An 8,714-nucleotide genomic window follows, 5' to 3' on the forward strand; every position below is an offset into this window, starting at 1 on the left:
TAGAATATAATCCTTAAATAATTCCTCAATAGAGAATAGCATGGATTTGGAGTCGCTCAAGATATTCTGTGTCGTGGCAGCGGAGCTGAGCATCACGCGCGCCGCCGCACGTCTAGGGCGTGTTCAGTCCAACGTAACGACGCGCATTCAGCAGTTGGAAGCAGACGTAGGGGTCGAATTGTTCGTTCGGACCGGAAAACGCATGAGCCTGTCTACGGCGGGCGAATGCTTCCTCGGCTATGCGCAGCGGCTTCTGGCGCTGGAGGAAGAGGCGCGTCACGTGGTGACGGGCGGACTGGACGGAGGGGCATTGCGCATTGGATGCATGGAAAGTACTGCTGCCAGTCGCCTCCCCGTCCTTTTGGCGGGCTATCACACACGCTTTCCGGCGACCCGCCTGGAAGTAACGACCGGGCCTTCGCGGCAGTTGCTCGAGCAGGTCCGCACCGGCCGCCTCGATTGTGCCTTTCTCGCTCTGCCCCCCGGTATCGGCGATGACGTCACACTGGAGGATATGGGGCTATTGACCAAAAGCGTGTGGCGGGAAGAATTGCTGTTGCTGTTGCCTCCCGGCGAATCGTCGGTGCGTCGGGCGGCCGATGTCCGGGCGCGATCGCTGGCAGCATTTTCGCAGGGCTGCACGTATCGCGCTATCGCGGAAGAGCGGTTGGGCATAGCCGACACGACCGACTGGAACGTACAGGAGATGGGCTCGTACCACGCAATGATTGCATGCGTGTCCGCCGGTGCGTGCGTTGCGTTGCTACCCAAAAGTGTCCTTGAGCTGGCCAAAGCGCCGCAGTCTCTTAAGACGTTGCATGCGGGCTACGCGGAAACCTGCCTGATCTGGCGCAACGACTACGATGTGCCAGCATTCCAGAATCTTGCCGGGCAGCTCCGAAGAATCTGAAGATTGACTGAAACAACGTCATGGCGCGACACGCGTTGACATCGTTTGAGATGGACGCTGACACACACGTCGTGCACAACGATATGAATGGATGCAGATAGAGGCTTGACCGGGATTCGTTAAAAATCCGCCACATCTCAGCCTAAGCGGCTGATTTGAATGCGAAATCGATGGTCGAATCTAGCGGTGGAACGGGGCGCTGGAGATCCAGTAGATAGTCCCCGAACCGGTTGATGTGTTCCCGCCGGTACGGCGACAGCACCTTGAGCACCTCGGCGTCGACCGGATGCCCCTTCTCCTGCAGTTCCTTTAGCTTGCGCGACATCCACTGCACGTTGTACAGGATCACCATGTTCGCGACGAGGTGGTTGTACTTGATTACCTTGCGCTGCTCGTGCCGGACGTTTTCGGCGATGACGCCTTCACCGCCGAACATCAGCCACTGCGCGAAGTCGTTGAACTGCTCGCTCTTGTTGGTCGCAGCGTGAATCGTGCGACGCAACTCCGGGTCATCCAGATACTTCAGCAGGAACGGCGTCCGGATCACGCGCCCCAGTTCCCGAAACGCGAAGTAGAGCTTGTTCTTTGTGCTTTCAGAGCCAAGCCGGCGCAGAATCGTCGACGGCGTCATCCTGCCTGCCTTGATCGACACCGCGACGCGCATCATGTCGAGATAGTGCCGTTCGATCATTGCCCAGTCAATTGACTGGCGGCACAAGCTGTCGATGTGCTTGTACTTGCGACGCCGGTCCGCCTTGTACAGCACGAGGTCCTTGATGTTGCGTATTCGCGGCATCAGGTTGATGCCCACCACGTACGACAAACCGAAGACCGGACCGCTTTGCGCCTGCGTATCGCCATGGATCGTGTCGGGCTTGACGTCGGCGCCGTTCAGAATCAGTCCATCGGGAATGTAGACGGCTTCGTGGACGCCACACGGGATGAAGTGACTGAACAGCGCGATGTACATGTCGGACACGTGATAGTAGCCGATCCCGCCGTATCCCCCATAGCGAACGTGATACTCGGACAGCAGGTTCTGCTCGTACAGGCTCCACTTGGTGCCGTCGGCCGACGCGCGCTTGCCGCTGCCCCAGTATTTCGGCAGCGCGAACTGGTTGTACGCGTTGATCACCTTCACATTCGCCTTGTCGAGCCGCTCCTCCGTGATGTGTTTCAGGTTCAGCCAGGCGACCTGTTTGCGGCTGAGCCCTTTCACCGAGCGCGCTGTTTGGCTGGGACCCAGGTTGCAGCCGTAGCAGAACAGCGTCGTGATGAAACGCTTGCGTGGATCGTCGATCTTCGCGTCGAACCCGGACAGCGGTCCAAACAGTTTATGCAGGTCCAGCCACTGCTCGGTTTCGGTGAGTAGATCCAGGATGCTGATCTGCGGCATCGACGCCGTGATGGCCTGGTCGATCAGCGTGCGGTTCGGCGGCTCGGGCTCCTTGCCCGGCTTGTGAATGACGAGTTCCTGATCGACGAACTCGATGCTGTCGTTTGTCGGGAAATTCGCATCGGTCTCGTCGAGCGCCGCGTTAAGCTTGTCTCGCAGATCCTTCGCGAAGGTCTTGCCGTCCGTGGGCAATCCCACGATCTCGCAGTAGCGCGGCAGCTCACACCGGAATTCCTCATCAGAGACCTGATGCACCCGATAATCGTCGAAGCGATCACTACCCTCGACGTAAAGATCGCCGGCATTTAGCTCCCGCATGATCTGGCTGAAGACCCCCAGCTCGAAGAACCGGCGGTGCAGCATCCGGCTATCCCGGCCGTGCGGGAACACCGCGCGCTCCCATTTTTCCGGAAGCCAGTCCTGCGGGAGGTTCGCGAGGTCGTTCTCCGTCAGCAGCAGGTATTCGCGGTGCGCGTTCCGAAAGCCTTGTAGCCACGCGAGTGCGACCAATACCGCACGGTCCTGCGAACTCGATCGCAGCGGCAGCCCGTCCAGGCACTGGAACAGCAGCGCGCGCTGATTGCGGTACGGCACAAGCATGAACGGCAGGTCGAACTGTCCGGCATAGGCGATGTGCTCGTTACACTGCGCGAGCGCCTCGGTCGGGTCGCCGAGCGTCTCACGGATTTTCGGCAGCCGTTGGCGTTCCGATACCTCCTCATCCTGAAGAATCTGCAGGACGTCCCGAAACTGGCCGACCAGTCCCTCCAGTACGTCGGTGTGTTCGAGCTGATATTTTTGCAGCCGGACCTTCGCGTAGGACTCCAACTTGCGCACCACCTTGATGAAGATCTCGGCAATATCATCAAGCGCCTTCTGCAACTGCGCCTGGATGAACAGGACAGCGAGCGCATGACGCTTCGCGGTCTTGAGTGCGCGCAGTTCCGCGACGTCGAGCGCCCGCGCTTCGGTGACCAGTTGGGCCCGCTTGCTGACAGACAGGATCGCGGGCGGCGCCGGCAAGCCTTCCGCCAGTTTTCTGATCCCGTTGATATGTTTGAGGAAGCTGGCAATCGCCCGCGCGGCTGGTCGCTTCGGCTCCTGTTTCAGATCGTCCCAACCAGACTTGCCGGCCTTGACGACGAGAAGCGTGTCGATCCGTTCGATGAGTGTTGCATCGAGTGCGCCGACGATGGCCCCATAGATCGCTTCGTTGAAATCGTTGCGCGCCTGCGTGGCGATGCGCTGCAGCGTCGCCAGCGGCGGCAGCTCATACCGGCGTCGGACCAATTCCTCAATCAGCACGTTGACGAGATCGGGAAGTTCGATCTTTGTCCGAACCTCCGCCGACGCGAGTTCAGTAAGCCACGCTGTCTCGCTCGCATCGAACGCCCGGATGTCGAGCCAGCTGCGCAGCAGCTTCTGGTGACGGATGCGGGTGCCGGACACGTCGTACCGCGCGATCGCCGCTCGGGACAGCGCGCGGGCCCGCATCGCACTCCGGATGTGATCGATAATGACGGGCGGCACATCCACGAGCATCGGAAAGTAACCGAGACGCTGCAGCAGCTTCAACTGCACCATGATCAGGACCGCGCTGGCTTCCTGCCGGGATTGCCGGCGCACGAAGCGGATTTCCGCGGCGCTCGGAGTGAATGCCACTTTCAGCTCCGCCGTGCCCGGCTCAGCAGGCAGCACCGGATAAATGGTCTCGTGGACGGTGCTCATACCGGCGGCCGCCGCGTAAAAATTCGCTCGATCTGCCGGGTACGCTGGACTTCGTCGTCGTCCAGGTAGATCGAGGTGGTCGTGATCGACGCGTGACGCAGGTTGTCGCGTACGGTCGTTAGCGTTGCACCGTTGGCCAGCGCCAATGTCGCGTGCGTATGCCGCAACCAGTGTGGCGTCGCGCGCTGCAGCTTGTCGGCGAGTGCCGGGTGGTCAGCCTGGATGGCGTCGGCGGCGGTCCGGAAAAACCGGCGCAGCACCTCCCGCAGGCGCGGCGTGGTGATGCCGCCGGATTCGTCGAGGTGGCCGAGCAGCGGCATATCCGGTGACCAGCGTGCGGGGCTCACGGGCAGATCGCGCTGCATCAGGTACTGGTCCAACGCAAATCGCGCGAGCGGCGGCAGTACCACTTTGCCAGCCTTCGCGCCCTTGCCAGTGAGGTGAAGCCACCGCTCGCCGTGCGCGCCGGTTACGATGCCGCCAAGTGTGACGCTGACCAGCTCACCCGCGCGCAGACCGGTCGCGTAACCGAAATCGAGCAGAAAGCGCAGACGCTGCGCGGCGGGAACAGCCCAGCCATGCGACCATTCGAGGCCATCGGCAATCGTCCGGATTAGCTCCCATTCGCTGGCCGTGAAGGCCCGCGAGATGTCCAGTTCGCCATTGCGCTGCGCGCCACGTACCCTGAGGCCGGCGAACGGATTCGCGAGCACGTAACGCTGTTCGATCAGCCAACGAAACATTGCGCTCAGAACCGACAGCGCATAGGCGATGGAATCCGGAGACAGCGTACCCGTGAACGGCCGCCACTCGGACGACGATCGCGGCCGTGCCGGTGCGATCCACCGGGCACGGGGTGCAGGACGACGCAGGAACGCGCGATAAGCGGTCGCATCCTCGCTCGTGAGCGAGGACAGCGCCTTGCCGCGCTCGACAATCGCCCACAGCAACAGCCGCTCCGCTTCCCGGCGATAAGCGCGCTGCGTTTCAGCGGCCTCGTGCCGTTCGAGCCAGGCGCTGATCGCCTGATGGTCGTTATCGGCCTCGAGCACGCACATAGGCTTCGGCGCGCGGAAGGCGCCGCGCGAACCGTCGACGTCATGAGGCAGGCGGATGCTTTCCCATGGCACCACGGGTGGTTCCGGCGTCGCCACAACGATCAGCGCGCGGGCGCGTTCGGTGAGCGCCGGGTGGGCGGCAAAGAAGGCTTCAATATGGCGTGCGCTGCGCATGCCGAGTCCGGGAATCGTGCGCCACCAGCGCTGGCGACGAGGGATGCGGACGGTCAGATCGGCTAGCGTCCGGATGCCATGCTGATGCAGCACGGGGACGACGCGAGACGGCAGCCAGGCTCCGATGGGATCGCTTACCCACGGTTGCGGGACCGCAAGCGTCGGCAGGATGTCCAGCGCCCGGGTTGCGGCCTTGCGGTGACGCGTCCGTTCGCCGGCTGCGCACTGGAATGGCTGGGCCAGATCGTCGCGATGACGGCTTAGGGCAAAAGCGACGAGTTGCCGGCGAATGCGGCCGATCATGCCGCGCGCCGACTGTTCACCTTCGAGCGCCTGCGGGCAATAGCGCTCGACCGCCTCGCGCGAGCCAACACCCGCGTACCACGCGCGCAGCGCGGACATGGACGCGCTGCCGGGAAAGGATGGTGGCGACGGAACGTTCGGCATCCGGAGATTATAGGCAACGGGATGGCAGCGGAGCTGCCGCTCAGGTGTGGCGCGTTTCCCGAAACGAGAGTTTCACCGAAAAATGCAGCCCTATCGATAATAAGGGTTATCGATATACCGCCCGTTTCTCGCACGTTCGCCGCCGGCGGCGAGACTATGATTCATCGGAGTGGTTCGTATTACCGATCACATGTCAGATGTTGCCTGCAGTTTTCTCACGGTCGCGGGCTCTTTGAGGCTGCCAGAGAGAAACTGCCTGAGTCGTTCGCTGCGTGGCTTGCCCAGTACTTCCTCAGGAAGCCCCTCTTCCTCCGCGCGTCCTTGATGAAGAAACACCACATGATTCGATACATTGCGGGCAAACCCCATTTCATGCGTAACAACAATCATTGTGCGTCCTTCGTCTGCGAGCTTTTGCATTACCTTTAGAACTTCACCCACCAGCTCCGGGTCGAGCGCAGATGTTGGTTCATCAAACAGCATTACGTCAGGGTTCATCGCCAACGCGCGAGCAATCGCGACACGCTGCTGTTGGCCGCCAGAAAGATGCGAGGGATACTGCTTCTCCACGCGCGGTGCGAGACCGACTTTTTCCAGGTATTCACGCGCGCGCTCTTCCGCCTCTCGACGTGGCAGCCCGAGCACATGTACCGGCGCTTCAATGATGTTCTCAAGAACGTTCATGTGCGCCCAGAGATTGAAATGCTGGAACACCATTGAGAGCTTCGATCGGATCCGCTGCAGCTGCTTCGGGTCCGCGACGTCGAGATAGCCGGATTTATCGGTGTTCGTCCTTACCGCTTCGCCATCGACGGAGATGCGCCCGGAGTTCGGTCGTTCGAGGAAGTTGATGCAACGAAGAAACGTACTCTTTCCCGAGCCGCTTGCCCCGATGATGCTGATAACGTCGCCCCTTTTTGCGTTCAGGGATACGCCCTTGAGTACCTCGTGGTCTCCGAAGCGCTTGTGGATGTCGTGAACTTCTAACTTGCAAGCTTCTGTCTGAGTCGTGACCCTCAACATTCTTATCCCTTATCGTTAGTTTTAAAGCACCGGTGTGTCGGACACCTTGGCTGGACACCGACGTGCGAGCTTAGTGAGCACGCGGTCAGAGGTAGCCGAGCCAGTGACGTTCAGCACGCCGGAAGACAACGACCAGGGCGAAGGAGATGGTCATGTAAAGCAGCGCGGCAATGCCAAACGCCTGGAACGACAGGTAGGTTGCAGAGTTGGCGTCGCGGGCGACCTTGAGGATGTCAGGCACGGTGGCCGCAAAAGCAACCGAGGTGGCATGCAGCATAAGGATCACCTCGTTGCTGTAAAGAGGCAGGGACCTTCGCAACGCGGAAGGGATGATGATGCGTCTGTACAGGGTGAACCAGTTCATTCCGTAGGCGCGTGCCGCCTCAACTTCACCGTGAGACATCGAGCGCATCGCGCCAGCGAATATCTCGGTCGTGTAGGCGCACGTATTAAGCGAAAACGCAAGAATTACGCAGTGGTAACCGCTTCGAAAGAAGGCATCGGTAAGCTCATGCGACCGAATAAAGTCGAAGCTATAAATACCCGTATAGATCAGAAGCAATTGCACGTACAACGGCGTGCCCCGGAAGACACACGTGTAGAAACGCACGGGCATGCTTATGCAGCGATTCATGGAGACACGAGCCACCGCGAGGGGCACCGCCATCAGGAAGCCGACTACGAGAGACGCCACCAACAGCCAGAGGGTGACGGCGAGGCCGGAGACGCGCTGCCCGTCCCAATACAGGAAAGCGCGCCAGAACTGTGTAAGGATATCGATCATGAGCCTAGAGTTCCGCGTGACGAACGCCAGTCGAGAATCGTTTCTCGAGCCTGAACAGCACGAAATTGGAGATGGTTGTCATCGCGAGATAGATGAGCGCGGCACACATAACAAAGAAGAACATTTTGAACGTGCTCTTACCCGCATCCTGTGTAGCCTTTACAACGTCTGCCAGGCCGATAATGGAGACCAGTGCAGTCGCCTTGACCAGAACCTGCCAGTTGTTGCCGATGCCCGGAAGTGCGAAGCGCATCATTTGAGGAAACAGGATGCGCCGGAAAACAAGAACCCCATTCATTCCGTAGGCGGCGCCCGCTTCCAGTTGGCCGCGCGGCACTGCAAGGAATGCGCCCCGAAACGTTTCGGTGAAGTAGGCTCCATAGATGAAGCCGAGTGTCAGGACGCCTGCCGCGAACGGGTCGATATCAAATTGCGAGAGACCCAGGGCGTCGGTAAGATTGTTGACCGCAATCTGGATGCTGTAAAAGACAAGGAGCATCAGGACAAGGTCCGGTACCGATCGTATCAAGGTCGTGTACGCTGAGCCGATTGCGCGAAAACCACGGTTTAGCGAGAGCTTCGCGACGGCGCCCATGAGGCCAAGGACAACCGCGGCCGCAAGGGACAGCACCGACAATTCAATTGTCCGCACGGTGCCGGCGAGCAGCTGCGGACCAAATCCGAATAGAAACACATGCGTCTCCATGCTTGTTAAGGTAGAAAACGGCGAGCCGAGGGCCCCGCATCTCTGTTGTGCGGCAACCATTCAGTCACCCAGGCGGCAAGGAAAATCCGGGCGGCTCGGAAGGGGGACTCACCGGGCACGCAGCAGCGTCTTGTCCCACATCTCCTTCAACAAGGGCGTGGGAGAATAGAATAGGTAACGGCCCCTTTTTCGATGAGCAGTGGTTAGCCTGATGGTCTCCAAATGCCGGACCTTTGGCCGCTGGCAATTGGCACCAAACCCGGCCGCCGTTTTCGCAAGTTCTATCTAGATAGTTGCAGGCACGTCAAGCGGCCCGGTCTTTTAATACGCGGGGACGTCGGCACGGTGCGCCGCAAGCTGCCGGCCGGCCCAGGACGCGGCCGCCTGAACGATGTGCGCAATTCAGCGGGCCGCGCACCTGGATCGGCGGGGACCGACGAGTGCCGCCACGCGGCCACATGATCGCCGAGATATCTCATCGAGAGGCC

Annotated in this window: 6 protein-coding genes; 1 reads left to right on the top strand and 5 read right to left on the bottom strand. The window is 60.4% G+C overall.

Going from position 1 to position 8,714, the window contains the following annotated elements:
• The first annotated feature begins 40 nt into the window (after positions 1-40).
• Positions 41-910, top strand: a complete 870-nt coding sequence (locus tag B0G83_RS34555; protein ID WP_105511786.1) for a LysR substrate-binding domain-containing protein — start codon at positions 41-43, stop codon at positions 908-910.
• Positions 911-1,052: 142 nt separating this feature from the next.
• Here B0G83_RS34555 and B0G83_RS34560 read toward each other — a convergent pair whose 3' ends face one another.
• The 5 genes from B0G83_RS34560 to B0G83_RS34580 all read right to left on the bottom strand — a co-directional run bounded on the left by B0G83_RS34560 (position 1,053) and on the right by B0G83_RS34580 (position 8,214).
• Positions 1,053-4,034, bottom strand: coding sequence for a Tn3 family transposase (locus B0G83_RS34560; protein WP_105511787.1), 2,982 nt, complete (start codon positions 4,032-4,034; stop codon positions 1,053-1,055).
• Positions 4,031-5,713 (bottom strand): phage integrase family protein, encoded by a 1,683-nt coding sequence (locus tag B0G83_RS34565; RefSeq protein WP_105511788.1) that lies wholly within the window; start codon positions 5,711-5,713, stop codon positions 4,031-4,033. The genes B0G83_RS34560 and B0G83_RS34565 overlap by 4 nt, the downstream gene beginning before the upstream one ends.
• 186 nt (positions 5,714-5,899) lie before the next feature.
• On the bottom strand, positions 5,900-6,736 hold the full coding sequence (locus tag B0G83_RS34570) for an ABC transporter ATP-binding protein (RefSeq protein ID WP_105511789.1): 837 nt from the start codon (positions 6,734-6,736) through the stop codon (positions 5,900-5,902).
• A gap of 85 nt (positions 6,737-6,821) precedes the next feature.
• Positions 6,822-7,520: an ABC transporter permease gene (locus tag B0G83_RS34575; protein WP_105511790.1), complete on the bottom strand. Its 699-nt coding sequence runs from the start codon at positions 7,518-7,520 to the stop codon at positions 6,822-6,824.
• Between the two features lie 4 nt (positions 7,521-7,524).
• Positions 7,525-8,214, bottom strand: coding sequence for an ABC transporter permease (locus tag B0G83_RS34580; protein WP_105511800.1), 690 nt, complete (start codon positions 8,212-8,214; stop codon positions 7,525-7,527).
• Positions 8,215-8,714: the final 500 nt, after the last annotated feature.

The organism is Paraburkholderia sp. BL21I4N1 (genome assembly GCF_002973525.1).
Classification (GTDB): domain Bacteria; phylum Pseudomonadota; class Gammaproteobacteria; order Burkholderiales; family Burkholderiaceae; genus Paraburkholderia.